General features: G+C 58.0%; 14 protein-coding genes. 7 read left to right on the top strand and 7 right to left on the bottom strand.

Features of this window, described 5'->3' with window-relative positions:
• The first annotated feature begins 119 nt into the window (after positions 1 to 119).
• Positions 120 to 1197, top strand: a protein-coding gene (gene prfB, locus MTP16_RS23255; protein ID WP_243514631.1) for a peptide chain release factor 2 whose coding sequence is annotated in 2 segments (ribosomal slippage) — positions 120 to 179 and positions 181 to 1197 — 1077 coding nt in all. Because the reading frame shifts where the segments join, the coding sequence is not laid out codon by codon here.
• Between the two features lie 76 nt (positions 1198 to 1273).
• Here prfB and MTP16_RS23260 read toward each other — a convergent pair.
• Positions 1274 to 2770: a SusD/RagB family nutrient-binding outer membrane lipoprotein gene (locus tag MTP16_RS23260; protein ID WP_243514633.1), complete on the bottom strand. Its 1497-nt coding sequence runs from the start codon at positions 2768 to 2770 to the stop codon at positions 1274 to 1276.
• A gap of 6 nt (positions 2771 to 2776) precedes the next feature.
• A complete protein-coding gene (locus tag MTP16_RS23265) occupies positions 2777 to 6022 on the bottom strand; it encodes a SusC/RagA family TonB-linked outer membrane protein (protein ID WP_243514636.1) in 3246 nt (1081 codons plus the stop codon).
• Between the two features lie 946 nt (positions 6023 to 6968).
• Here MTP16_RS23265 and MTP16_RS23270 point away from each other — a divergent pair.
• The 5 genes from MTP16_RS23270 to MTP16_RS23290 all read left to right on the top strand — a co-directional run bounded on the left by MTP16_RS23270 (position 6969) and on the right by MTP16_RS23290 (position 17742).
• Positions 6969 to 10223, top strand: coding sequence for a SusC/RagA family TonB-linked outer membrane protein (locus MTP16_RS23270; protein WP_243514639.1), 3255 nt, complete (start codon positions 6969 to 6971; stop codon positions 10221 to 10223).
• 39 nt (positions 10224 to 10262) lie between these two features.
• Positions 10263 to 11927: a SusD/RagB family nutrient-binding outer membrane lipoprotein gene (locus tag MTP16_RS23275; protein ID WP_243514642.1), complete on the top strand. Its 1665-nt coding sequence runs from the start codon at positions 10263 to 10265 to the stop codon at positions 11925 to 11927.
• A gap of 42 nt (positions 11928 to 11969) precedes the next feature.
• Positions 11970 to 12587 (top strand): hypothetical protein, encoded by a 618-nt coding sequence (locus tag MTP16_RS23280; RefSeq protein ID WP_243514645.1) that lies wholly within the window; start codon positions 11970 to 11972, stop codon positions 12585 to 12587.
• A gap of 524 nt (positions 12588 to 13111) precedes the next feature.
• Positions 13112 to 16279 (top strand): SusC/RagA family TonB-linked outer membrane protein, encoded by a 3168-nt coding sequence (locus tag MTP16_RS23285; protein WP_243514648.1) that lies wholly within the window; start codon positions 13112 to 13114, stop codon positions 16277 to 16279.
• 23 nt (positions 16280 to 16302) lie between these two features.
• Positions 16303 to 17742 (top strand): RagB/SusD family nutrient uptake outer membrane protein, encoded by a 1440-nt coding sequence (locus tag MTP16_RS23290; protein WP_243514651.1) that lies wholly within the window; start codon positions 16303 to 16305, stop codon positions 17740 to 17742.
• 72 nt (positions 17743 to 17814) lie between these two features.
• Here the strand turns inward: MTP16_RS23290 and hslU are convergent, their stop codons facing one another.
• From hslU to lon, 3 genes are all read right to left on the bottom strand, one after another.
• Positions 17815 to 19221 (bottom strand): ATP-dependent protease ATPase subunit HslU, encoded by a 1407-nt coding sequence (gene hslU, locus MTP16_RS23295; RefSeq protein ID WP_243514654.1) that lies wholly within the window; start codon positions 19219 to 19221, stop codon positions 17815 to 17817.
• 159 nt (positions 19222 to 19380) lie between these two features.
• The gene (porQ, locus tag MTP16_RS23300; protein WP_243514657.1) at positions 19381 to 20442 is read right to left on the bottom strand and encodes a type IX secretion system protein PorQ; all 1062 of its coding nucleotides are present in this window, start codon (positions 20440 to 20442) and stop codon (positions 19381 to 19383) included.
• A gap of 216 nt (positions 20443 to 20658) precedes the next feature.
• Positions 20659 to 23079: an endopeptidase La gene (gene lon / locus MTP16_RS23305; protein WP_243520118.1), complete on the bottom strand. Its 2421-nt coding sequence runs from the start codon at positions 23077 to 23079 to the stop codon at positions 20659 to 20661.
• Positions 23080 to 23400: 321 nt separating this feature from the next.
• On the opposite strand from lon, the gene MTP16_RS23310 reads away from it, so the two are divergent.
• Positions 23401 to 25545 (top strand): OmpA family protein, encoded by a 2145-nt coding sequence (locus MTP16_RS23310; protein ID WP_243514660.1) that lies wholly within the window; start codon positions 23401 to 23403, stop codon positions 25543 to 25545.
• On the opposite strand, the gene MTP16_RS23315 is transcribed toward MTP16_RS23310, so the two are convergent.
• Together MTP16_RS23315 and MTP16_RS23320 are read right to left on the bottom strand one after the other, a co-directional pair.
• The gene (locus MTP16_RS23315; RefSeq protein WP_243514663.1) at positions 25546 to 25986 is read right to left on the bottom strand and encodes a 3-oxoacyl-ACP synthase; all 441 of its coding nucleotides are present in this window, start codon (positions 25984 to 25986) and stop codon (positions 25546 to 25548) included. It lies immediately after the preceding gene.
• On the bottom strand, positions 25986 to 26567 hold the full coding sequence (locus MTP16_RS23320; RefSeq protein WP_243514665.1) for a hypothetical protein: 582 nt from the start codon (positions 26565 to 26567) through the stop codon (positions 25986 to 25988). The genes MTP16_RS23315 and MTP16_RS23320 overlap by 1 nt, the downstream gene beginning before the upstream one ends.
• Positions 26568 to 26571: the final 4 nt, after the last annotated feature.

Genomic DNA, 26571 nt, shown 5'->3' on the forward strand with positions numbered 1-26571 from the left:
CGTTTGCACCACCTCCCGGCGCAGAAATAGGTACTTTTGCGCTTCACCATTTTGCTCAGCGTCGGCAGTGGCGCCTTGTGCGCCCAGCGCCGCGCCGTGCTTTTCACATTTTCCCACCCATGACCCAAGACCAGATTAAGGACTTGAAGGGCCGCGCCGAGGCCCTGAGGAGGTATCTTTGACTACGATGCCCGCAAAGAACAATTAGCCGCCTACGAGGCCAAAACCACTGCCCCTGGCTTCTGGGACGACTCAAAAGCCGCTGAGGCCACCCTCCGCGAAATAAAGCCCATTAAGACCTGGACCGACGACTTTGAGGCCGTGCAGCAAACGCTGGCCGACACCGAAGTGCTCTACGACTTCTACAAGGAAGGCGAGGTGACCGAGGCCGAAATGCAGGCCGACTATGACGCCACGGTACAGAAAGTGGAGGCCCTGGAGTTCAAGCGCATGCTGAGCGACGAGGAAGACCAGCTTGCGGCCATCATCGAAATCAACCCCGGCGCCGGCGGCACCGAAAGCCAGGACTGGGCCGAGATGCTCATGCGCATGTACATCATGTGGGCCGAAGGCCACGGCTTTGGGGTAAAGCAACTCAGCTACCAGCCCGGCGAAGGGGCCGGCATTAAGTCCGCCTCGCTCGAGATTGACGGTGATTTTGCTTACGGTTATCTTAAGAGCGAAATCGGCGTGCACCGCCTCGTGCGCATGTCGCCCTTCGACAGCAGTGGCCGGCGGCATACCTCGTTCGCTTCCGTATTTGCCTACCCGGTGATTGATGACACCATCAACATCGAAATCAACCCGGCCGACATCTCCTGGGATACCTTCCGGGCCGGCGGCGCGGGCGGGCAGAACGTGAACAAGGTGGAAACCGCCGTGCGCCTCACGCACGCGCCCTCGGGCATCATCATCGCCGTGCAGATTGAGCGCAGCCAGCTCATGAACAAGGAGCACGCCCTGCGCATGCTCAAATCGCGTCTCTACCAGATTGAGATGGACAAGCGCCACGCCGAGCGCGACAAAGTAGAAGCCTCCAAAAAGCGCATCGACTTCGGCTCGCAGATTCGCAACTACGTGCTGCACCCCTACAAGCTCATCAAAGACCTCCGTACGGGCATTGAGCGCACTGACGTGCAAAACGTGCTGGACGGCGACCTCGACGAGTTCATCAAAGGTTTTCTAATGCAGAGTTAATCCTGTTTTTTTCAGCTTCGGACAATAAAAAAGGGCTGCCCAACTGGGCAGCCCTTCTCGTTTAGCTTTCTGGAACTTAGAATTTATCCCAGAACAGCTTGGTCTCCACTTTGTCGCCGCCAATAGCGGAGGCAGCTTGGGCATAGTTCTCACCGTTTATGTTCTGCTCCACTACCGGATAGAGCAAACGAACCGGAATACCCGATATAGCCGTGTTGGGAGCCGTGAGCACGGGGTAATCCAGGCGTCTCCACTCCGTCCAGGCTTCTACAGGCTGGTTGTAGAGGGCCACCCACTTCTGGTAGCCAATCTTTTGCTTGTACGTAGCGCCCGGGCCGCCAGCAGTGGCGTACGCAACCGTTGGCTCAGCCAAATACGCAGCGGCTTCGGCGGCAGTACCGCCCCATTGTGGCTCCGTTATCGAAGCGGTTACGGCAGCGTTGTAGTGCGATTCGGGAGTACCGCCCACCGCAAAACCTCTTTCCCGTGCTTCGGCAAGCATAAACTCAACCTGAGCGTACGACATCAACACGCCGGGCAAAGTCTGGCCGCGCAGTTTGGTGCCGGGCAGGGACGTCAGCGACTTGCTATTGCCCGAGCCGTATGTACCACCCGTGAAGGTACCCGCAGGCTGCGTGGTAGAAGTTACCGGATTGAAGTAGTCATTCAGGCGCGGGTCTACCACCCCGGTTACGGGGCCGGCAGTGCCCTTGAGGCGGTTGATGAAGAAGCTGGTGCCAGCAAAGTCAGTACGCGCGCTTCTCACCAAATCCTCATACAGGGGGTTGGTGTTGGGGAAGGTACCGTTGAAGGCCAGGTCAATAACGTCTGCATTCGATGCGAGCACCTTGCCGGTGGTGGCAGCGGCCATCGTGGCGGCTTTGGCGGGGTCCACATCCGCAATGATGAGTGCCATGCGCAGCTTCAACGAGTTTGCGAACTTCAGCCACAAAGCGGTGCTGTTATTATTCAGCAGGTCCGCAGAGGCAGTAGTTGTGAAGAAACCCGTATTGGCAGCCGGATTGAATTTGCTAATGGCAACATCCAGACGCGCAATCAAATCGGTGTAAATCCGGGCCTGGTCATCGTACGCCGGGCGAGCCGTGTTGAAGTCGAGCGCCTGGGTGTACGGAACGTTGCCATAGGTTTCTACCAGCGTAGCCCACGTGTAGATTTCCAATACCTCGGTGGCCGCCAAGGCGTTGTCCTTGCTTTCGGCCGGAATGGTGATGTCGGAAGGGATATTTGCTTTTGCTTCGCGCAAATCACGCAAGCAGTCACGGTAGAGAGCATTCCAGAAGCCCGTCGGGATACTCCGGGTGTTCAGGTCGTACCGGCTTTCGTTCGGATAGTCGGTAGCGGCCCAGTACTGCACGTAGAACCGGAAAGGGTTCAGGTTGACGTTCGTGCTTACGAGCGTGCGAACCAGCGTACGCTCAGCATTGGCTACAAATCCCGAAGCCAGGGCAGTAGTCGGGCTTTTGGGGTCAACGTTGTATTTCTCATCCAGAGAACCCACACAGGAGGTCGTCAGAGCCAAAGCTGACGCCCCTGCAATTATTAGTTTTTTCATGATTGATTAGAAGCTAAGACGGAGGTTAGCACCAACGGTACGTACAGCAGGATAAGCGCCGGTCGAATAGCCTTGGCCAAAGTTGCCAGAGCTAACAGCATCTTCCGGGTCAGCGTAGGGCAGGTTCTTGTGGATGAGCCACAGGTTGCGCCCAACGATGGAGAAGTCAACGCCTTTAACGCCTCCTACTTTCGCCAGCAACGTTTTCGGCAGCGAATAAGTTAACGAAACCTCACGCAATTTTACAAAGCTGGCATCGTACACGAAAGCAGCAGCCGGGTTGAACGAAGTGCCATAAGCCGTGGCGAAAGTCGGGTCGTAGCCACCAGCGCCGTCCGAAGCGTAGCCGCTGTTCTCGGCGCGCACCGTGTTGGGAGTGCCATCGGCCTGAACACCGGGGAAGATAACCCCGCCACCGTCGGCAATCAGGTTGCGCGAAGGGTTGCCCAGGTCGTTGAGGCCAGCCGTTTCCGGAGTCAGGCCGGTTTCCAAGCCGTACGAACGGTCGAGCGAGAACACCTGGCCGCCTTTGCGAACGTCAACCAAGAAGTAGAGCGAGATGCCTTTGTAAGAAACCGTGTTCGAGATACCACCGGTCCAGTTGGGGTTGGGGTTAGCAATTTCCTCGTTAGCGGTAGCGCTTGGCACGTAGTAGCCGTCCGTACCAACCACTTTCTGGCCGTTCAGGTACGTAAAGTTGGAGCCGCGAATGCTGCCGAAAGGCTTGCCAACCGTGGCATTGCTCGACACACCGCCCTGGTAAGTAGTCAATACGATGTTATCGGCACCTTCGAAGAGCGACATCACACGGTTCTGGTTTTTCGTCCAGTTGGCGTTAATCGTCCACGTCACATTGTCGTTGCGGAACGGCACCACGAAGCCGGAGAGTTCCACACCGCGGTTGCGTACGTCGCCCGCGTTCACGTAACGGAAGCTGTAACCCGACGCCGTCGAGATGTTAATCGGAATAATCTGGTCAATTGAGTTCGACTGGTACACGTTGGCTTCGAAACCGAGGCGCGTGTTCAGGAATGCGGCTTCAACACCGATTTCGGCGTTTTTCGTACGCTCCGGCTTCAGCAAAGGGTTGTTTTTGGTGCTGGGCACCGAGAACAATGCCACGCTGCCAAAAGCAGTCGGCTTGTCGTAGCTGTCGGCAATGGAGTACGGCGTAGCACCGTTGCCCACTTCGGCATAGTTAGCGCGGAGTTTGCCGTAAGACAACCACGGGGTCGTTTCTTTCAGCGCTTCCGAGAAAACAAAGCCCAGCGAGGCCGAAGGATAGAAGTAGCGGTTGCTGCCCTCGGGCAGCGTCGAAGACTTATCACTGCGAGCGGTCAGGTCCAGGAACACCATGTCGCGGAAGCCCAGGGTAGCGGCGGCAAATACGCCGTCAACGGCGCGGCGCGTTTCGCTTTCAACCGGGGGGTTGATGGGCGAGAAGCTGTTGGTCAGGGTGTACAGTTCCGGGATAACGAGACCACCGTTGGTGGTAGCCCGGATGGACTTGTACGATTCGCGACGCAGGTTGGCGCCAATCAAGCCGGTGAAGCTGAGGTTCTCGGCCACATTGGCTTTGAAGTTACCAATCAGGTCGAAGTTGGCTTCGCGACCGGTGCGGTTGTAACGGCTGTAGCCCGAGATGTTCACGGCGCCGTAGGCCATGCGCTCCTCTTGCAGGTCGTCGTTCGAGTCAATCGTCACGCGGCCCAACACGTTGAACCAGTCCGTCACTTTGTACGTCAGGGCAACGTTGCCAAAGGTGCGGTAGCGGGAATCGTTCTCGTAGCTCTTGTAACGCGACCACCACGGGTTGTTCCAATACTGGGCCGTCGAGGAGCCGGGACCCGTGAGGTTCCAGCTAGCGTTCAGGTTGGCGTAGTCGTAAGCTTGCTTCTGCTCTTTGATGTCAACGTTGGTCTGCCACCACTGGCGGAAGTTGGTCATCAGGTTTTCAGCGTACGTGCCGCTGTAGCCCGTGCCGTAACGGCCAAAGCCGTTAACCACCGAGAAGTTTACGGAAGAGCTGGCCGTCAGGCGCGAGGTCAGGTTCAGCGTACCGGCAAAGTTTATAATGTTCTTGTCGATGGAGCTGTTGGGCAGAATGCCCGTTTCGCGGACGTTGTTATAACCCAGCTTGAAGGTAGCTTTTTCGTTGCCGCCGTCAATTACTACGCTGTTGTTGGTCGTCCAGGCCGTTTTGAAGAAGGTAGAGGGGTCGTTCTCAGCGGCTACCCAGGCTTGCTTTTTGCCAAAGTTCGGGCTGCCGGGCTGGAAAGCATTCCAAGTGTACACCTGCAGGTTGCGGTCGTAGCGCGGGCCGATGGAAGCATCTGCGGCCAAGTCAATGACATTGTCCAGTACGCCGTCGCCGTCAACATCTTCCTCCACGAATTCCGGGGCGTAGCCAGCGCCGTATTCTTTCTGGTAGGTGATGAAAGTGCTTTTGTCAATGCGGCCAGCCGTTACGCCGGTATTGATGGTAACACCCAGGCCTTGACGGCCTTTTTTGGTCGTGATGAGGATTACACCGTTGCCGGCGCGCTCACCATAAAGGGCCGTTGCGGCAGCACCCTTCAGGATGGTCATCGTGGCAATGTCATCCGGGTTGATGTCCGAAGCAGCATTGCCGTAGTCGTAGCCGCCGCCGCCGGTCTGTTGGCCGGAAGTGTTGGTGTTGGCGTTGCTGATGGGCACACCATCCACAACGAACAATGGCTGGTTGTTGCCAGTAATGGACTTCGTGCCCCGAATCAGAACGTTGGTAGAGCCGCCCATCGTGTTGCTCTGGCGAATCTGCACGCCTGCTACTTTGCCCGACAGGCCGTTGATGGCGTTGGGGTTCCGCGCAGCCGTCACTTGGTTACCTTCAATCTGAGTAGCGGCAAAAGCCAGCGAATTACGGGTACGCTCTTGGCCCAGAGCGGTTACCACAACTTCGCCCAGTTGCTTCACATCTGCGGCGAGGCTAACAGTATACGTGTTTTCAGCCCCGATTGCCTGGTCTACCGTGGTGTAACCAATGGAGCTAACGCTGAGCGTAGTAGCCGACGAAGGCACGCTAAGGGAAAAGCCGCCATCAGCATTGGTAGAGGCGCCTACTGTGGTGCCCTTCACGAGAACCGTAGCCCCGGGCAGGCCCTGACCGTTTGCCCGGTCAGTTACGCGCCCGGAGATAGTCCGGTCTTGGGCATAGACCTGCTGCAACAGGCCGGTCATTATGAGCATGACCATACATAAGAGTTTTTTCATTTGGCTGGTTGGTTGGTGAGTGAAAAGGTTAAAATGGAAGGTGAGTGAAGCGGCAATTATACAAGGAAATAAGCTTGAACGGGGCCGTGTGCCAAGCATAGCCCTTTTTCAGTACCCCATCCTGTTGTGTAGTTGTCGCGGAAGCGCTGGCCACCGCAAATCATGGCTAAAGCCTACGGCTTGGTGCCAGTGCGCTCCATGAGCTTGGGTTAGCTTGGGTTTGTTTGGGTCATAGGCAGGTAGTGTAGAGCAGGAAGTACTGAATGAGGCTGGGCACCGAGGACGCTGTTGCTAAAAGCAAAGCGAACGCTCGTTGGCATCCCCATTTTTTGGCAAGGTATCACACGTTTGCATTACCGAGCCATTAAGCGCATAAAATCCGAATATGAATTATAAGTGATTTAAGTGAAGCCGTTCCTTCTCAAAAACCATTATTCAAAAATTGGCTAAATCTCACTTTAGCCCATATAACCACGCTTTTGCAAGCTGCTCTACCTCCTGCAGTATAAGGTGGATGCAATCAATTGCCAAGAAAAAGTCATGTTGAAAATCCTATAAATCATATTCGCCACATCACACAAATAGGTTGCCTTGTCCTATATCACAGTTAATATCCGCTGCCATTTATTCGCATTTTGCCAAGCTGGCGGCTCCTGCGTTACATTGTTGGCATCGCTATTAAGCAAGTAAGATACAACGCCTCGCTTGTTGGCTTGGATGGGCGCGCCCTGTACCAACGCACAATACTTGCTAATCAGCCTTGTGTAATTCACAAGCTTTCGGCATCTCTGTAACATAGGGCAGGCAAAGAAGACGGCTACGAGATGCGGAGAAATTTGGATTCATAGTGAGAATTTTCGCTGGCAGCAGTACTTTCAACTTTTAAAATACCACCCTTCTGTTTCTTTTTCCCTTTTTCTCAACACACCCACTTTACACAATCTCAATGAAGAGAACCTTACTAATGAGCCTGCTCCTGCTCCTGACCCTGGCCGGGCGGAGCTGGGCCCAGAGCCGTTCCGTATCGGGACGCGTGCTCGACAAAACCACCAACGAAGGCTTGCCAGGCGTGAGCGTCATCGTGAAAGGTACCACTACCGGTACTGCCACCGACGCCGACGGCCGGTTTACGTTGAACGTCACGGCCCCAACCACTGTTCTGCAGTTCAAATACTTGGGCTATCTGACCACCGAGCAAGCGGTGGGCAACGCCGACAAGCTTGACGTGGCCATGGCGGTTGACAACAAACAGCTGGACGAAGTAACGGTGACGGCCCTGGGTATCTCGCGTGAGAAGCGCGCCCTGGGCTATGCCGTGTCGGAAGTGAAATCGGAGCAGGTGGTGCAGAAGTCGGAACCCGACCTGTTGCGCACGCTTTCGGGCAAAGTACCCGGCGTGAACATCATCAGCTCGAGCGGGGTACCGGGCGCTTCTTCGCGCATTACCATCCGCGGAAACACCTCGTTTTACGGCGAAAACCAGCCGCTGTTCGTGGTAGACGGCGTGCCGTATGATAACTCCCAGACCGAATCGGACAACCCCATTACCAACGGTGCCTCCTACTCGAGCCGCACGGCCGACGTGGACCCGAACAACATTGCCTCCATCAACGTGCTGAAAGGCGCGGCTGCGGCCGCTCTGTATGGCTCGCGTGCAGCCGGTGGCGTTATCGTTATCACCACCAAAACCGGCGGTGGCGGCCAGCGCGGTCCCAAAGGCATCCAGATTGGCTACACCACGGGCTACTCCATCGAGAAGGTGGCGGCCCTACCCAACTACCAGAACAAGTACGGCGCCGGCGCCAACTTCGTGAACTCCGACGCCAACGGCTCGTGGGGTCCGGAGTTCGGCAACACGGCCCAAGGTGCTCCCGACTCCATTCGTCACCCCCAGGCGGGCAACCCTAACTTCCCCGGTATCCCCGAAAACGCCAAGATTCCTTACAAGGCTTACCCCAACAACGTAAAGGATTTCTTCAAGACGGGGCACTTGTACGAGAATTCGGTGTCGTTGAACAGCACCAGCGACAACGCCACGTTCACGACCATCCTTTCGCGCGCCGACCAGCAGGGCATCATCCCGAACTCGTACTTCGTGCGCAACAACGTGAGCACCGGCGGCTCGGGCAAGTTCAACAAGTTCACCATCAGCGGCAACGTTGCCTACACCAACACCACGCAGCAAGGCCCCCTGCAGGGCGCCAACAACCTGCTGGCCGGTAGCGCCTCGGCGTTTGCCCGCACCCTGTTCCTGACGCGCAGCCTTGATTTGCAGGGCCTGCCCTACATCGACCCCGTGACGAATGCTTCCACTTTCGCATGGCTGTCGCGCCAGGCCGACAACCCCCGGTGGTCGGTTGAAAACGCCATCTACACGTCGCGCGTCGACCGGATAGTAGGCAGCGTGGGCTTCTCGTATGCCATTAAGGACTGGCTGGTGCTGACGTATTCGGGTGGCATGAACACCTACACCGATATACGCCGCACCACCATTCGCCCAGGTTCGAACGCCAACTTCGGGGTGAGCTCGGTGCTGGAAGACAACATCCAGAATACGGAGCTCAACCAAATGGTGCTCCTGAACTTGAACAAGAACCTGACCGAAGACATCAGCCTGACGGCCAGCGCGGGCCAGGAAATCAACGCTCGCAAATTCGATGGCCGCTCGAACATTGGCTACGACATCGTGACCTTCGGCATCGACAACGTGGAAAACACGAACCAGAAAGGCACCTACGGCTATGCTTACGCAGAACGCCGCCTGATGGGCTTGCTCGCCAACGCCACTGTAGGCTACAAAAACTTTGCCTTCGTGACGCTGACCGGCCGTAACGACTTCTCCTCGACCCTCAACAAAGACGGGGTTATTGGCAAAACGGGCCGCTCGTTCTTCTACCCCAGCATCGCCACCTCGCTGGTGGTGAACGAAGCTTTCAATCTGGATTACCGCTGGCTCGACCTGGCCAAAGTGCGTGTGGCTTACGGCCGCACGGGCAAAGATGCCCCCGCTTACCGCTCGGGTCCGACGACTTTCAACATCAACCCCGGCGGTTCTTTCCCCTTCTACAACCCGAACCAGGCAGCCCAGGGCCAGCCCTCGGCCGGTGTAGCCATCAGCAGCGTTATCAACAATCCGAACCTGACGCCGGAGTTCTCCAACGAACTGGAAGTGGGCGCCGAACTGGCCCTTTTCCGCAACCGCATCTCGTTTAACGGTACCTACTACGATAAACGCTCGACCAACCAGATTGCCCCGCGCATCCTGCCGGCAGCGGTGGGCTACGGCCAGTACTGGACCAACTTCGGTGAACTTTCGAACAAAGGCTTCGAGGTGGCGGCAACGGTAGTGCCGGTGGAAACGTCCGGCTTCCGCTGGAGCAGCACGTTCAACTTCACCCGCAACCGCAACATTGTGGAGAAAACGACCGACAACGGCGATACTCTTACCCTTGGTAGTGCTTTCAACCTGCGGGCACTGCTCATCCCGGGCCAGCCTTACGGCGTGCTCTACGGCACTTCGGCCAAGCGAGATGCTGACACTGGCGAACTGTTTGTAGACCCTGTAAGCGGCCGCTTGGTGCCCGGTGGCAACAAGATTATCGGCAACCCCAACCCGGATTTTATCATAGGTTTTATTAACCAGTTCACCTACAAAGGCATTACGCTTAATACGCTGATTGACTACCGTAAAGGTGGCTCGATTTACTCAACCACTCTGCAGGAGGAATTGGGCCGTGGCGTAACAAAAGACACCGAAGACCGTGACCGTTTGGTTATCATAGATGGCTTGCGCTACAACACGGCAACTGGTGCTGCTGCCGTCGATGCCAGCGGCGCGCGCATCCGCAACACCAAGGCCATCAGCCTCAACGACTACTACTTCTCGGCAGCCGGTGTGGGCGGCGGTGCCGCCACCAACGGCTACAACGAGCAGTCCATGTACGACGGCACCACCGTGCGCCTGCGCGAAGTGACGGTGGGCTACGACCTGCCCAAGGCTTTCCTCGGCAAGACGCCGTTCAGCGTAGTCAACATCTCGGTGTCGGCCCGCAACCTGTACTGGTACTCGCCCAACCTGCCTAAGAACTCGAACTTCGACCCCGAAACCAATACCTTCGGTTCGAGCAACGTGCAAGGCATTGAGCTGACCAACTCGCCGAACACCAAGCGCTACGGCGTGAACCTGCGCGTCACTTTCTAATCTCAGACTTGCGCCTTCGGGCTCTTTATATAGCATATCATGAAATTTCATCAGATTGGGGCAACGCTGGCGCTAGCCGCCGTGCTTGCCACCGCTTCCGGCTGCAAAGACTTTTACGCCACCAACGTCAACCCCCTCTACCCTACGTCTACCACGCTCAACAACCTGCTGCCCATTACGCAGGTGAGCATGGCCTCGGGATTGGGCGACAATGTGGGGGGCCTGAGCCAGTACACGATGGGCATTATGCAGCAACTGTATAGCACCCGCGGCATTGGCAACTTCCTGCAAACCGGTGACTCGTTTGGCAGCCCGTGGGCGGAGTTCTACAACACCATGCTGCCGAACAACGAAATCATCATTAACCAAGGCACAACCGAGGCACAATGGGGTTACGTGGGCATTGCGCAGCTGCAAAAAGCCTATGTGTATAGCCAGATGGTGGACATGTGGGGCGACATTCCTTACTCGGAAGCGCTGCAGGGCGTGGCCAACCTGGCCCCGCGCTTCGACAAGGACTCGGAGATTTACAACGGCACCACGGACGGCAAGGTGAAGGGCCTGTTCACGCTGATTGACGAAGGCTTGGCTAACATCGCCAAAGCCCCCTCCAGCACGACGCTGGGCCGGGCCGACCTGATTTATGGAGGGTCGCTCGACAAATGGGCCCGGTTTGGCCGCACGCTCAAGCTTAAGCTTTACAACCAGATTCGCAAAACGAATTCGCCCTCTGCGGTGGCGGCCCAAGTAACGCCGCTACTGGCAGCACAACTCATAGAAGAGGGCGGCGACCTGCAACTGGCTTATAAGAACAGCTTGAGCCCCGACACCCGCAACCCTGGTGCAGTAGTGGACTACGGCCCCAGCCCGGAGAACCGCATTGGCCGTTATTTCTACGAAGACATGAAGGCGAAGAGCGACCCGCGCATGCGCTATTACTTCTTCAACCAAGTGCCGGAAGGTGTGGCCGTTACCCAACAAGACTATATCAACGAAAACTTTGTGACCGTGCGGCCGGGCTCTACCGGGCTGTACACCAGTTCGGCATCAACGGCCAATGTGCAGACCCTGCAAGGCCTTTACCCCATTGGCGGCCGCTACGACGACGGCAAAGGCAACCCCAGCGCCAATTCGCGCCCACAAGCCAAATACGAAGCGCCGCAGCGTTTGCTCACTTACTATAGCCGCAAATTCACCGAAGCAGAACTGCAGCTCATGGTGCTGAACAACGTGCCCGCTGCCCGCGCCGCCCTGGTAGCTGGCCTCAATGCCGCGTTTAACAAGGTAAACACCATTGCGGCGGCTGATGGCAGCCCCCTGATGACGACCACCCAAATTAACAACTACCTCAACCGCAACAACACCAACCTGAACGCGTCGGGCCCCCTCAACCGCTTTGACCGCGCTACCACCAACGAGGACCGGCTAGAGGTAATCATGTACGAAAAGTATGTGGCCAGCTTCGGCTTCGGCCCGGACGTGTACACCGACTTCCGTCGCACGGGCCACCCCCGGATTCGTGTGTCGCAGGACATTGTTACTGCTTCGCCCACCCGGAGCGGCCTGCTGCCCGACGATGGCACCACGCTATCGACCGGCATGTTCCCCAACCGGTTGTATTACCCCACCAACGACCTGATTCTGAACCCCAATTCGCCGCGGACGCAGGCCCCGCAGAATTCCCGCATTTTCTGGGACCTCTAGGCCACCTCGACCCTCATCAGTTGTCTTAACGTGAAGTTTTTTATGAATTCTTTTGCCACCCGTTTCTTGCTGCTCTTGACGGCTGCGAGTTCACTCGTTGCCTGCCGCGAAACCAGCAAGTTACCCGCCCCCGCCACGGAAGATGTTCCGTTGATTATTCCGGAAGTCAACCCACAAAAGTCTTATTTCAATATCCTCGACGCTAGGCCTTCCGTGGACCAAGCCAGGAATCAGAACCGAACCCGTCCGGTTTTTGAATTCGTTGTCAACCCGTCCAAAGGCGGCGGTGACATTCAAACTGTGGAAGTTTATAAAAGCTACCGGCGCGACCTTAAGCTCGGCCCACGCGTGAAAGTGACGGACCTGACTTCGTTTCCAGCCACAGTTACCATCAATAGCCAGGACGCACTGCAGGACCTGTATGCTACCTCGCCGATTGCCGGCAGCACCACGCCCCGGCAACCCGTAAAAGGAGAAACTGATACAACGCCAAACCGCCTGATTAATGGCGAAGCCGTGGTATTCACTTTCGAATACGTGATGAAAGACGGCCGCCGCATTATCCTCACGCCTCTCTCCACCCTAAGTGGCTCGGTGGGTGCTCCGCTGGGCACGTTCGTCAACGCTCCCTACGCGGCCGTGGCGGAAATCCGTCCCTAACTCCTACCACTAAGCAGGTCTGTTAAGCAAGCAATAGTAGCTTTTCAGCGGCAGCAAGAGGATTTTATCATCCTTTTGCTGCCGTTTTTTTTGTCGTTTGCCCCATCATGGACAATAATTTCTAACGAGGCATAGCATAGGAGCTTATGCCTTAACTAAAGGAAAGTATGCCTGTGGGGTAACTTCTATCCCATAGCTTATTCTTTTTAAAACAAAGAATCTGCAACAATTAATAAAATCACATTGCCGCATATTGTATACATGCCATTGTTTTTCAATGGCATAAAATATTCGCGATATGTGTTTTCACACCAATGCTTATGCACTGAAAATCAGAATTTAACAAGTGTTGTCATTGCAGCCAAAAGAGCACATTTCGGGAGTTAAACAAGGAGTATCAATAAGAAATGAACGCCTACCCTGAAAATTTCATGAGCACAGGCTGTTTTTATTGCTTTTATCTAATCAGTCTTACGTATTTTTGAAATGTAAACTCACCATTACCATTTTTTAACCTTTTGTCCATGAAAAAAATCTTACTCATGAGCCTGGTGCTCATGTTTACTCTTCTACACGGAGCGATGGCGCAAACCCGCACCGTAACCGGCCGGGTGACCGACCAAGCGACGGGCACCGGCCTTCCCGGCGTCACGGTACTGCTGAAAGGCACTACCAACGGCGTATCCACCAATGCAGACGGCGCTTTCAGCCTGTCGGTACCCGAATCCGGTGGCACGCTGGTGTTCAGCTCGGTAGGCATGACGACGCAGGAGCGCGCCATTGGCAGCAACTCTCAGTTTTCGGTGGCTTTGGCGACCGATTCCAAGCAGTTGACCGAGGTGGTGGTAACGGGCTACGGCGGGTCGCAGGATGTGAAAGACATCACGGGCTCGGTAGCTCAAGTGAAAGAGGAGAAGCTGTTGCTGCAGCCCGTTGTCAGCGTCGACCAGGCCTTGCAGGGCCGCATGGCCGGTGTAAACATCAACACCACCAGCGGCACGCTTGGCGACCAGGCGGTAATTCGCATTCGCGGCGCCAACTCCATCAGCAACAGCTCGCAGCCGCTGTTTGTGGTGGATGGTGTGCCTCTGAACAACAACGCGCAAGCCAACTCCCTCAGCACGCGCTACAACCCCTTGGCCGACATCAACCCGAACGATATCGCCTCGGTCGACGTGTTGAAAGACGCATCGGCAGCGGCTATTTATGGTTCGCGCGGTGCCAACGGCGTGGTTATCATCACCACCAAACGGGGCAAATCGGGCACCAACCGCCTGTCCTTCAACTCTTACTATGGCTTTCAAGACGCCGTGCGCAAGCCTCAGGTCCTGAATGCCGCCGATTTCATTGCCATCTCGAATGAGAAGGCTGCCAATGCCCGCGCTGGGAGCGTAGGCGCTACCGGCAACGTGGGCAACACCAGCGTCCCGGCAACCATTGCTGCACCCATCGATTTGAACGGCGATGGTGTGCCGGATGAAACCGATTGGATTAAGGAGATTTTCCAGCGTGGCACGCAACAGAACTACCAGGCAGCTCTGTCGGGCGGCAGCGAATTTGCTTCTTATTATGGTTCTGCCGACTGGAACGACCAAAAAGGCATTATCTACAAAAACCGCTTGCGTCGTGGTTCGGGACGTTTGAACATCGACATCACTCCAAAGAAATGGCTGAAGAGCGGTGTTAGCCTTAACTACTCCAAAACTTACAACCAAGGCATCAACGGCGAGAGCGCCTTGGCTGGCGCTACGGTGTCAGGCTACACTGCTCCCCCGAACGTGCCCGCCTTCAACCCCGACGGCTCCTACTACCTGAACAACCTGGGCAACCTGGGCAACGGCAACAACGCCGTTCCCAGCACATACGCTCCGAACGCATATTTCCATATCATCGGCACGCTGCGCGAAAACCGCAACGACAACACCGTGCAGCGCACTCTGGGCAACGGCTACCTCACGGTAACGCCTTTGAAAGGCCTGCAGTTGACGACCAAGTACGGCATCGACTATTCGACCAACTTCGAAGACCAATACAGCAGCCCCATCTTGGGAAGCCTGGGTCGTCAGCTTGGCCAAGGCCTGGTCCAGTTGTATAACACGACCCGTACTCAGTACAACTGGCAGAACTACGCCAACTACGACCGCACCTTCGACGAAAAACACACGATTGGCCTAACCGCCGGTGTTGAGTACCAGGAAACGCGTACCCAACTGGTGTACAGCTCCGGTGCTGACTTCGCAGACAACAAGTTTCAGTCGCTGCTCGATGGCCTGTACACCAACCAGACCGGCACTGGTGGTTCTGCTTTCAACAACGGCTTCCAGTCGTACTTCGCCCGTGCCAACTACGATTTCAGCAGCAAGTACTACGCTTCTTTCTCGTTCCGTGCTGATGCTTCTTCGGTTTTCGGCGCCAACAACCAGCGCGGCTACTTCCCCGGCGGCTCGGTGGGCTGGCGTGTTTCGCAAGAGAGCTTCATGAAGAACATCTCGGCTATCAACGACCTGAAGCTGCGCGCCAGCTACGGTAAAGTTGGCAACTCCGCTGGTATCGGTTCCTACGCTTCGCGTACGCTCGTGGGCGGCGGTCAATACGCCGACTTGAACGGTTTCAGCATCAACCAAGTGGGCAACCCCTCTATTCAATGGGAAACCTCGAAGAAGCTCGACATTGGCTTTGACGCAGCGCTCGTAAACAACCGCATCAACGTCACCTTCGACTTCTTCAACAACGATGTCAGCGGCATCTTGCTGGCCGCCCCTGTGCTGCGGACCACCGGCATTCCCGGTTCGAGCGTTAACCGCAACGTGGGCAGCATGTACAACCGGGGCGTTGAACTCACCATCAACACCGTGAACGTGCGTCTGGACAACGGCTTCACTTGGAGCTCCAACCTGAACGGCAGCATTCTCAAGAACCGCATCACGGAACTGGCTACCCCGACTGATATCACCGCTGGTACCCAGCGCGCCAGCTTGGGCAGCAGCTTGGGTATTTATTTCCTGCCCGTGTGGGCTGGGGTGAACCCCAACAACGGCAACGCCCAGTTCCTGGACAAAGACGGCAACATTAAACAGTATGATGCGGCCTATACTACCAACGCTAACGCAACCCAAGGCCGTTGGCTCACCGCCGCTGGCGATGTGACGACCCCCATCACGGTGGCCGACTACAAGTACACTGCCAAAACCGGCTACCCCACCTTCTTCGGCGGCTTTGACAACACCTTTGCGTTCAAAGGCGTGGAACTTGGCGTCTTCCTGCAGTACAGCGGTGGCAACCAGATTTACAATGGCTACCGTTCGGCCCTGTTGAGCAACAGCCTGCAGAATAACATCACCGAAATTAAGGACCGTTGGACTACGCCGGGCCAACAGACGGACATCCAGAAACTGGTGCTGCGCGACGTGGTTTCGACTCAGGCATCGACTCGTTGGCTCGAGAACGGTGATTTCCTCCGCATTCGCCAGGTGAGCTTGGGCTACAACCTGCCTGAACCTTTGATTAAGCGTTTGGGTTTGAACAACCTGCGGGTATACGTATTGGGCCAGAACCTGTACAACTTCACCAAGTACAAAGGCCTAGACCCCGAGGTGAACTCCAATATCGGCAACAACATTGCTTATGGTGTTGACGGCCGTTCGGTTCCCCCGACCCGCAGCTTCACTTTCGGTGTAAACGTTGGCATTTAACCTTGGCTTTTCTCTCTATTTACATGACTCATATTTCTAAATTGCGGCTGGCCGCTTTCTGCGCCGTGTTGCTTGCTTCGGGCACTGGCTGCGATGTGCTGACCCAAGACCCGCCCACCGCGCTTACCCAGGAAGATGCATTTGCCAATGCGGACCGCATCTCCAAATCGGCCATCGGCATGTACAATGGCCTGCAGGACCTTGAATTTCTGGGTGGCCGTGCGCTCATCTATAGCGACATCCGCAGCGATGACACGAACCCCGCGGGCTTCTTCGGCAACGTATCGACGTTCAACCAACTAGCCAACGATGGCACCGCTGCCAACGCTTGGACCGGCGGCTATCGCACGCTGTATGCGGCAAACTACTTCCTGCAGCAAATCGCAAAAAACCCCGGCCGAACCACTCCTGCCTTGGAAGCGCAATACACTGGCGAAGCCAAGTTCATTCGGGCCTTGGTGAACTTCCACCTGGTGAACCTGTTTGCTCAGCCTTACAACTTCACCACTGATGCATCGCACCTCGGTATCCCCATCCAACTCACGGCGCCGGATGCTAGCAACGCATTTGACGCCAGCCAGAACCTATCTCGGGGAACCGTTCGCCAGGTATACACGCAAATTGAGCAGGACCTGAACGACGCTATTACCGCGTTGCCGGAAACGTATAGCACTGCCTATGACCGCACGGCGCGCGCTACCAAAGACGCAGCTCGCGCCTTGCTGTCGCGCGTATACTTGTACAAAGGCCAGTACGCCGACGCCGCCAGCATGGCTAATACCGTCATCACGGGCGGGCGTCGCTCGCTATCCGCCAGTCCGGCGGTTCCGTTCACAGCCGCTACCTATAGCAACCCCGAGTCGATTTTCTCGGTGGCTATGAACCTCAGCGATAACCCTAATACCAACAACGCCATCGGCCAGCACTACGGCCGCCAGCGCCGGGCGGATATTAGCGTGACGCCTTATGCACGTATTGACACCACGCAGTTCCGGAGCAAAGACCGTCGTCGCACGCTGTTGCTTGACCCGCCCACTTACCCGGCTACTGCCACGACCAATATTTACACGTTGAAGTATAATAACGGTTCGGCCGATTACGTGCCGATTGTGCGTTTTTCGGAAGTGCTGCTGAACCGTGCCGAAGGCTTGGCCCAAACCGACGCTGGCATCAGCGCCGATGCTATTACCCTGTTGAACCAAGTGCGTCGCCGTTCACTGCCGAACATTCCGGCTTACCCGAACTACTCGGTAGCATCCTTCACCAATAAGCAGGCCCTGATTGATGCCATTTTGTTTGAGCGTCGCTTGGAGCTGGCCTTTGAAGGCCACCGCTACTACGACCTGATGCGCTACAAGCGTAACTCAAGCCGTATCAACTACGGGGAGGATAAGGCCATTTTCCCGATTCCAAACGTCGACCTCCTGCAGAACCCTAATCTGGTTCCAAACCCTGGCTACTAATCCTTGATTGAGGATGCAAAAAGCCCCAGCCGCATGGCTGGGGCTTTTTTTGTATCAATAAAGCGAGTGAACTCACAGGATATACTGGCTCAGGTCACGGTTTTTCAACATGTCACTCAGCCGCTCATTCACCAGCGTGGCCGTGATTTGCACGTGGGCATGCGCCCCAATCTTGTCGGGCACGTCGTAGAGAATATCATTGAGCAAGCGGCTCATGACCGTGTGCAGGCGCCGGGCTCCGATGTTCTCCACCTCGGCATTCACCTCTGAGGCAATTTCGGCCAGACGCTCCAGGGCTTCATCATCAAAGGTCAACTCCACCTCTTCGGCTTTGAGCAAGGCTTCGTATTGCTTGGTGAGGGCGTTCTTAGGGTCTTTGAGAATGCGGAAGAAGTCGGCCTTGGTCAGGCTTTGTAGCTCGACGCGGATGGGGAAACGGCCTTGGAGTTCGGGAATGAGGTCGGAGGGCTTGCTGACGTGGAAGGCGCCGGCGGCGATGAACAAGATGTGGTCGGTGTTGACGATGCCGTACTTGGTGCTCACGGCCGAACCCTCCACGATGGGCAGCAGGTCGCGCTGCACGCCCTGGCGGCTTACGTCGGGGCCGCCCTTGCCGCTGCCGCCGCTGGTGGCCACCTTGTCAATTTCGTCGATGAAGATGATGCCCGCGTTTTCGGCCTGGCGAATGGCTTCATCCTTCACCTCGTCCATGTCGATGAGCTTAGCGGCTTCTTCATCGAGCAGGAGCTTGCGGGCCTCGGCCACTGTCACCTTGCGCTTGCGGGTTTTCTTGGGCAGCATGTTGCCGAGCATGTCCTGCAGGCCCGAGAGGGTGCCCTCGTCCATACCGGGAGGCGCGCCCATGATGCCTACGCTGGGCCCCGACTGCGCCACTTGAATCTCAATTTTGCGGTCTTCCAGTTCGCCGTTCTTGATTTTTTGGCGGAACCGCTCGCGGGTGCGCTCGTTCAGCTCGGCGTCGGAATTGGGTACGGCATCGGCCCCTCCCCCACCGCCGAAGCCGAGGCCCGATTTGGCGCCAGCGGGCTGAGGAATGGCGGGGATGAGGGCGTCGAGGATAATTTCCTCTACGGCATTGGCCGCCTGGGCCTTCACAGCTTCCTGGCGACGGGCTTTCACGCGGTTCACGCTTTGCTCGGCCAGGTCGCGCACCATGCTTTCCACGTCGCGGCCTACGTAGCCAACTTCAGTGAACTTGCTGGCTTCTACTTTCACAAAAGGCGCATCGGCGAGGTGAGCCAGGCGGCGAGCAATTTCGGTTTTCCCCACGCCGGTGGCCCCAATCATCAGGATGTTGTTGGGCACGATTTCGGCCTGCATATCGGCGGGGGCGTGCAGGCGGCGCCAGCGGTTGCGCAAGGCAATGGCCACGTGGCGCTTGGCGTCGTGCTGGCCGATGATGTATTTATCAAGCTCGGCCACGATTTGGGCCGGCGTCAGGAAAGAGTCGTTGAGCATGAGGTAGTGTACGAGTTTTATAAGGGCATTGGGAACAAAAAAACTGTCATCCTGCGCGCAGCAAAGGGCCTTTTCAAGCTAGAACGGCTTTCGTTCCACGGTGATAAGGTCCTTCGCTGCGCTCGGGATGACAGTTTTCTATTCAGTCCGACAAGGTCGTTACTCTTTTTTCTTGAACAAAGAATTCAAGTTGCGAGACACGGTGATGTACTCGCTGGAACCCGCGGCCTGCAGCGTAGCGTGGGTGTATTCAAGCTGAAAAGTGCTGATTTTGAGCATTGCCCCGAAGCTGAGGCCGGCGCTGCCGCTGGTGTTATCGAGGCGCAGTTCGCGGCGCTGCAAGTGGTTGTAGCCCACGCGCAGGTTGAATCCCTTGCCCAGCACGAGGGCCGCGCCAACGGTGAAGTGCCGGGCCAAGTTGTCACCGAAGCTCTTGGTGGGTTTCTTTTCCTGCCCGCTGGCATCCTGCACGCCGCGGGCGTTGGGGTCGAGGTACTGGATGTCCCACTGCTGCAAGTGGTGGATGGTAAGCGACAGCCGCACGGGCATGTGCTCGGGCTTTACGGTGGCGCCAATCTGAACGTCGAGGGGCAGTCGGCCCCGGTCGGTGCCCGGGTAAGTGATGAACTGGTAGCCTGCGTTTTTCACGGCCAAGCCCGCCGTGAAATCGGTGGTTGGGTGCTTGTAGAGGACGCCCGCATCGGCCACGCCAGCCAGCGAGCGGCTGCCCGCAATGCTGCTTACGGCCAGCTTGGCAGTGGCGCCAAAAGTGAACTTGCCCTTGGTATAGGAATCGGACAGGCCGGCGGTGTACTCATTAACGCTAAACGTACCCAGGCTGTTGCCGGCGGGGTCGTAGCTCTGGAAGTCGCCGTAATTCAGGTAAGTGACGCCCACGCCGAAGCGGCCGTATTTCTCGGTGTTGAAGGCATAAGCGGCGGTGCTCTGCTTAATGTCGGCCACGTAGGCCACGTAGCTCAGCGCCAGCCGGCCGTCCATGTCGGCATTGAGCAAGGCCGGGCTGCCAAACAGCATGGTGGGGTCGTCGGTGCGGGTCGAGACGTTCATGCCGCCCAGCGCCGCGAGGTGCGCATTCGGCGGCAGGTCCAGAAAAGGAAACACGGCGCGGCCGCCCAACTGCTGCGCCGATGCCGGTTTTACCCCCAAAAAGCCCAGCAAAAGGCCAAACCCGGCAAGCCGGCAAGCGGAAAATTGCTTCATATAGCTAAGATAAGAGAGCCCGTGCCCCCATTGGCAGCCTAACGCATGGTAACCGCAAATAAGTACCTCGACCAAACATTTTACCTGCGCCAGCTTACCTGAAGGACGTAGGGGTGGGACTTGCCCCCGCCCTTACGTCCTTCAGGTAATACTCTCGCAAAGGTGCAGGCATCCAGGCGGGGGCAAGCCCCGCCCCTACGTCGCTCAAGCTTCACGCTACTGCACCTCCACGCTGGGACCTACGGTGGGCACGGGCTCGTCGCGCACGGGCAGCTTCTGCGGGTGCGGCACCAGCTCGTCGAGCAGAGCCACGCGCAGCACGTCGTCTACCCGCTCGGCGTAGTGAATGGTGAGGCCTTTGAGGTAGTCCTCCTGGATTTCCTCGATGTCCTTGCGGTTTTTGGGGCAAAGAATAATGTCCTTCATGCCGGCGCGGCGGGCCGCCAGCAGCTTTTCCTTGATGCCGCCCACCGGCAGCACCTTGCCGCGCAGGGTAATTTCGCCGGTCATGGCCAGCTTGGCGCGCACCCGGCGCTGGGTATAGGCCGAGGCAATGCTGGTGAAAATGGCAATGCCCGCACTGGGTCCGTCCTTGGGCACGGCGCCCTCGGGGAAGTGAATGTGCAGGTCGTACTGCTCAAACAGGCGGTAGTCGATGCCGATTTCATCGGCCCGCGAGCGCAGGTAGCTCAGCGCCGTAATGGCCGATTCCTTCATCACGTCGCCGAGCTGGCCCGAGAGCGTGAGCTTGCCCCGGCCGCGGCTCAGCAGGCTTTCCACGAACAGGATGTCGCCGCCCACCGAGGTCCAGGCCAGTCCCGTCACCACGCCGGCGGTGTCGTTGTCCTGGTACTGGTCGCGGTCGAAGATGGGCGCGCCGAGTATTTTGCGCACTTCGGCGGGCTCCATCACAGCAGGCAGCTCCTCCTTACCAGCTTTGCGGCGGGCCAGGTTGCGCGTCACGGCGGCCAGCTTGCGCTCCAGGCCGCGCACGCCGCTTTCGCGGGTGTAGTCGTCGGCCACACGGTGCAGCGAGGCATCGGTGATTTTCACTTCCGCCTCGCCCAGGCCGTGCTCCTTGAGCTGCTTGGGCCAGAGGTGCTTACGGGCAATCTGCACCTTTTCCTCCTGGGTATAGCCGGTGAGGTCGATGATTTCCATGCGGTCGCGCAGGGCGGGCTGAATGGTATCGAGCGAGTTGGCCGTGGCAATGAAGAGGACCTTCGAGAGGTCGTACTCCACTTCCAGGTAGTTGTCGGTGAAGGTGGCGTTTTGCTCCGGGTCCAGCACTTCGAGCAAGGCCGAGCTGGGGTCGCCGCGGAAGTCGCTGCTCACCTTGTCTATCTCATCGAGGATGATGACGGGGTTGCTGGTGCCGGCCTTTTTGATTTGGGAGATGATGCGGCCGGGCATGGCGCCCACGTAGGTCTTGCGGTGCCCGCGAATCTCGGCCTCGTCGCGCACGCCGCCCAGGCTCATGCGGATGTACTTGCGGCCCATGGCGTTGGCAATGCTGCGGCCCAGGGAAGTTTTGCCCACGCCGGGAGGGCCGTAGAGGCACAGAATGGGTGCCTTCAGGTCCTGCTTCAGCTTGAGCACGGCGATGTACTCCAGAATCCGCTCCTTCACCTTTTCGATGCCGAAGTGGTCGGCATCGAGGATTTTCTTGGTTTGCTTGAGGTTGAACTTGTCCTTGGTAAACTCACCCCAGGGCAAATCGAGCAGAAACTCCACGTAGTTCACGCTCACCGAGTAATCGGGCGCCATGGGGTTGGTGCGGGCCAGCTTCTCCATCTCCTTTTTGAAGTGGAGCGCCACGCTCTCGGGCCATTTTTTGGTTTCGGCGCGCTGGCGCAGGCGGTTCACATCCTCGTCAGGGCCTTCCTGGCCCAGCTCGTCCTGCAGGGTTTTGAGCTGCTGGCGCAGGAAGTACTCGCGCTGCTGGGCGTCGATGCCGGTGTGCGTTTTTGAACGGATGTCCTGCTTGATTTCCAGCAGCTCGGCCTGGCTCAGCAGGGCTTCGAGCAGCTGGCGGGCCTGGGCTTCGGGGTCGGCCAGCTCCAGCAGCTTCTGTTTGGCGGGCAGGTCGAGCTGCACGTTGCTGGACAGGAAGTGCGTGAGGAAGGCGGGCGACTGAATGCCATCGAGCATGGCGCGGGCTTCCATTGGAATCTCGGGCGTGAGCTCCAGCACTTTGGTGGCAGCTTCGCGCAGGGCCTGTAGCAGCGCAAACTCGCCCGGAATGTCGGGGTTCAACGCCACTTCCGAGAAGTAGCTGACGCGGGCCACGAGCGGGGCGAAGCTCAGCTCTTCCTCGATGGTGAAGCGCACCTGGCCTTGCAGGATGATGGTAATCTGGCCGTCGGGCTGCTCCAGCAGCTTCAGGATGCGGGCCAGCGTGCCCACGGGGTGCAGCTCAGCTACAGTGGGCTCGTCGGCGTTGGGGTCGAGCTGGGCCACCACGCCGAGGAGCTTGTCGGCGGCGTGGGCTTTGCGCACCAGCTTCACGCTTTTCTTGCGCGTCACGGTCACGGGCAGCACCACGCCCGGAAACAGCACGGTGTTGCGCACGGGCAGCAGCGAGAGGGTGGGCGGGGCGTCGTCGCCGCGCAGCAGGTGGTCGGGGTCAGCGGCCATGATGGCAATGGCTTCGGGTTGGGAATGAGAGTCGCTGAGGGCGCGCAGAGGCTGCACAGCCGGAGAATAAACAGATGCCAGACGCATGGACGAGAATAAAGCCGGAAACAACGGCGGCAGGTGCCACATTGGCAGCCCGCGGCTTTGTGAAAGCGGGAATACAAGGTACGGCTTCCCACTGCGTTTGGACGTCAAGCGGCGTGCCAGCCGCCCGATTCCGCCAAAGCGGCGCACTGCCGGGTGGGCAACCGCTCACCTGCGCGGCGTAAATCGCTAAATTGGTAGCAACTTGCGTCCCTTATTATTCTTATTACTCTACTAATGCTGTTTTTATTGCGCCGGTGCGCGGTGCTTTTTCTGCTTCTCATTGGGGTGTTGGCGGCGCTACCGGGCCAGGCGCAGCGCCGGCCGGTGAAGCGCATTCCCGGCGCGGCTTCGCCCTCGGCCGATACCACCAGCGGCGGTGCTTCGGCCGCGCCCCGCAAGGGAACCAAACCCGCGCCAGCCAAGGCCGCGGTGCCCAAGCCGGCCATTGCGCCGGGCACCTACCGCGTGCGCGGCCTCAACAGCCGCGTGAGCCGCAAGCTGCGGCTGCGGCCCGATGGCACGCCCGACTTCGTGTTCATCAACCGCTACCCGTTTTTTGAAGACAAAAAGGCGCTGAAAGCCATTGGCAAGGCCGAAAAGCGCCGGCAATACCACGCCGCCCGGTTGCTGCTGGAGGACTATGTGGCCAAATTCGGTCCGGCCAACTTTGAGAAAAACACCGACATGCTCTGGCGCCTGGGCCAGCTGCTGGAGCGCGACAGCCAGAACGTGAAGGCCAAGGCTTATTTCCGCCTGGCGCTCAAGCACAGCCGCAAGGACATCAGCAAGATTCAGCTGTACTACGACTCGCTGGAGCAGAAAAACACCGACCTGTACGTACCCCTGAAAACGTACTACGAGCTGGTAGAGTACCGCAAGAACCTCAACACCTTCCACCCACCAAAGGGCGTGTACACGACCATGGGCGACGCCATCAACAGCAAGGCGCCCGACTACGGCCCCGCGCTGGCCGGCAACGACTCGCTGCTGATTTTCAGCAGCAAGCGCAAGCGCCGCGGCATCACCGGCGTGGTAGACGAGGACCTGTACACCTCGCGCCGCGAGGGCGTGAGCTGGACCGACGCCGAGCCGCTGCCCAAGCCCATCAACTCGCCCAACAACGAGGGCTCGGCCTGCCTGAGCAAGGACGGCAAAACCATCTTTTTTGCCCGCTGCGAGTGCAGCACCTGCCACGGCAACTGCGACCTCTACACCGCCACGCGCGGCAAAGACGGCAAGTGGGGCACCCCCAAAAGCCTGGGCCCCATGGTGAATTCCTTCGGCTGGGACTCGCAGCCCACCCTCTCGCAGGGCGAGGACACGCTGTACTTTGCGTCCGACCGGCTGGGCGGCTTCGGGCTGTCGGACATCTACTTCACCCGCAAGCTGAAAAACGGGCAGTGGAGCCCGGCCGAGAACATGGGCCCGGTCATCAACACCCGCGAAAACGAGGTGAGCCCGTTTTACCACCCGCTCTACCACGTGCTCTACTTCAGTTCGCGCGGGCAGTTGCTGAACTTCGGTGATTTCGACATCTACAAAACCTACCGCGTGGGCGGACGCTGGCAGGAACCCAAAAACATTGGCCCGCTGGTGAACGGCAAGGGCTCGGAGTACTACTTCACCATCGACCGCGAAAGCAAAAACCTCTACTACGCCCGCTCGGAAGCGCAGGAACTCAACAACCTCGACCTCTACTCTTTCCCGCTGCCCATGGAGGCCCAGCCGCTGGCCACCACCCACGTGGAGGGCACGCTGGTGGATTCGGTAAGCAGCAAGCCGCTCAAGGGCATCGTGAGCATCATCGATACCGACAATGGCATCGAGGTGGCCAGCAAGTTTATCCGGCCCGATGGCACGTTCGATTTTGAGCTGATTGAGGGCTCGCATTACGCCATGCTCATTCAGAGCCCGGACTTTTTCTCGGTGGAGAAGCAGTTTGCGCTCAAGGGCGACACGGTGATGACCCTGCTCACCAACAGCATCGACTACAAGCTGCCGCTCATTTTCAAGAACCTGGAGTTTGCGGCGGCCAAGGCCGAGGTGCTGCCCGCCATGTACCCTACCCTCGACCGCATTGCCTTGTTCCTGGTCGACCACCCGGCCTTTCGGCTCAGCATCGCGGGCCACACCGATAGCCGCGGCGACCCGGAAGTGAACGAAAAGCTTTCGCAGGACCGCGCCGAGGCCATCCGCAAGTACATCGAGCGCAAGGGCAAACTCGCGCCCAACCGAATCGAGAGCTTCGGCTACGGCTCCAGCAAGCCCCTCAAGGACGAGCTGACCGATGACGACGCCAAGGTGAACCGCCGCGTCGAGTTCAAGCTCATCAAGCCCAGCGACGACAAGCCCGCCGACGGCGGCGGGGACTGGAAGTAGCTATTCCACCGCCAGCACCCGCACCGTTTTGCCGTTGAAAGCGGCCTCCTGCCCGGCCCGCAGCCCCTTAAGCGCCACGGCCACCGGCGCGGCGGGCGATACCGCAAAAACGTCCGTTCCATCCAGCTTTCCGGCACTGATGCTGATGTAGAACTGGCCCAGGCTGGTGCTCACGAGGGCACCGGGGCGCACCGTGTCGCAGGCAGCGTCGGGGCTGATACGGGCCAGTTCGGCTTGCAGCTGCTGGGCCTGCTGCATCTGGGCAGCGTTGCGGTCACGCTCGGCATTGGCCATTTCGCGGCCGGTTTCATACTTGTCGCCGGCGCTGCTCTTGGTTTCGGAAGAGGAGGATTCCTGAGCCGCCTGCATGGCGGTGCGGGCAGCGGCAATGCGTTGCTCGATGAAGGCCTGGCAGAGGGCGTGGAGGACGGGTTTGGTCATTAATAGTTGGAGCGAATTTGAATCCAGGATATCCGGCCGTTGGCGGCGGTTAGCTTAGTGGGCGCATCGGCCATTGTGTATTTAGCCAGCACAGGCTGCTTGCGGAAAACGTATTCTAAGCCGGGAGTTTCCACGTCGCCCACAAAGGCAATCTGAAATTCTGGCAACATCATGTTGGGTACGACCTGCACGGCAGGCAAAGCCGCTTTCAGTTGCCCAGATGTCGAACCAGTATGAATGCCGCGAGCCGTCTTATAGGCCGGATGGAACGCCAGCAGGGCCGCTACTTTTTTGTGGGTTTGCCAGTCGGCGAAGTACAGGAAAAGCTGCCGACTACCCTTTTTCACCATGATGCCGCTGGGTTCGGCTTCGGTGTCATCAAAGCCATAAGCCAGCAGGTGTACCGGCGTAAAAGTGCAGCCTTTATACAGCTCCTGGAGCTGCGCTATCGACATGCCGATGCGTGCCTTCCCTACCGATTTTTCGGTGATAACGGGAACATCGTAAAAGGCCGGCGCGGGTACTTGGCTGCTGCCGGAAAGTAGCAGCCAGGCACTAAAGAGGCTGAGAAACTTGAGCATCGGG

The sequence above is a fragment of the Hymenobacter monticola genome (genome assembly GCF_022811645.1).
Classification (GTDB): Bacteria; Bacteroidota; Bacteroidia; order Cytophagales; family Hymenobacteraceae; genus Hymenobacter; species Hymenobacter monticola.

Bases quoted from the DNA above. Each gene is read 5' to 3' on its own strand.
- MTP16_RS23260 (WP_243514633.1), bottom strand. From the start codon at position 2,770: ATGAAAAAACTAATAATTGCAGGGGCGTCAGCTTTGGCTCTGACGACC.
- MTP16_RS23265 (WP_243514636.1), bottom strand. From the start codon at position 6,022: ATGAAAAAACTCTTATGTATGGTCATGCTCATAATGACCGGCCTGTTG.
- MTP16_RS23270 (WP_243514639.1), top strand. From the start codon at position 6,969: ATGAAGAGAACCTTACTAATGAGCCTGCTCCTGCTCCTGACCCTGGCC.
- MTP16_RS23275 (WP_243514642.1), top strand. From the start codon at position 10,263: ATGAAATTTCATCAGATTGGGGCAACGCTGGCGCTAGCCGCCGTGCTT.
- MTP16_RS23280 (WP_243514645.1), top strand. From the start codon at position 11,970: ATGAATTCTTTTGCCACCCGTTTCTTGCTGCTCTTGACGGCTGCGAGT.
- MTP16_RS23285 (WP_243514648.1), top strand. From the start codon at position 13,112: ATGAAAAAAATCTTACTCATGAGCCTGGTGCTCATGTTTACTCTTCTA.
- MTP16_RS23290 (WP_243514651.1), top strand. From the start codon at position 16,303: ATGACTCATATTTCTAAATTGCGGCTGGCCGCTTTCTGCGCCGTGTTG.
- hslU (WP_243514654.1), bottom strand. From the start codon at position 19,221: ATGCTCAACGACTCTTTCCTGACGCCGGCCCAAATCGTGGCCGAGCTT.
- porQ (WP_243514657.1), bottom strand. From the start codon at position 20,442: ATGAAGCAATTTTCCGCTTGCCGGCTTGCCGGGTTTGGCCTTTTGCTG.
- lon (WP_243520118.1), bottom strand. From the start codon at position 23,079: ATGGCCGCTGACCCCGACCACCTGCTGCGCGGCGACGACGCCCCGCCC.
- MTP16_RS23310 (WP_243514660.1), top strand. From the start codon at position 23,401: ATGCTGTTTTTATTGCGCCGGTGCGCGGTGCTTTTTCTGCTTCTCATT.
- MTP16_RS23315 (WP_243514663.1), bottom strand. From the start codon at position 25,986: ATGACCAAACCCGTCCTCCACGCCCTCTGCCAGGCCTTCATCGAGCAA.
- MTP16_RS23320 (WP_243514665.1), bottom strand. From the start codon at position 26,567: ATGCTCAAGTTTCTCAGCCTCTTTAGTGCCTGGCTGCTACTTTCCGGC.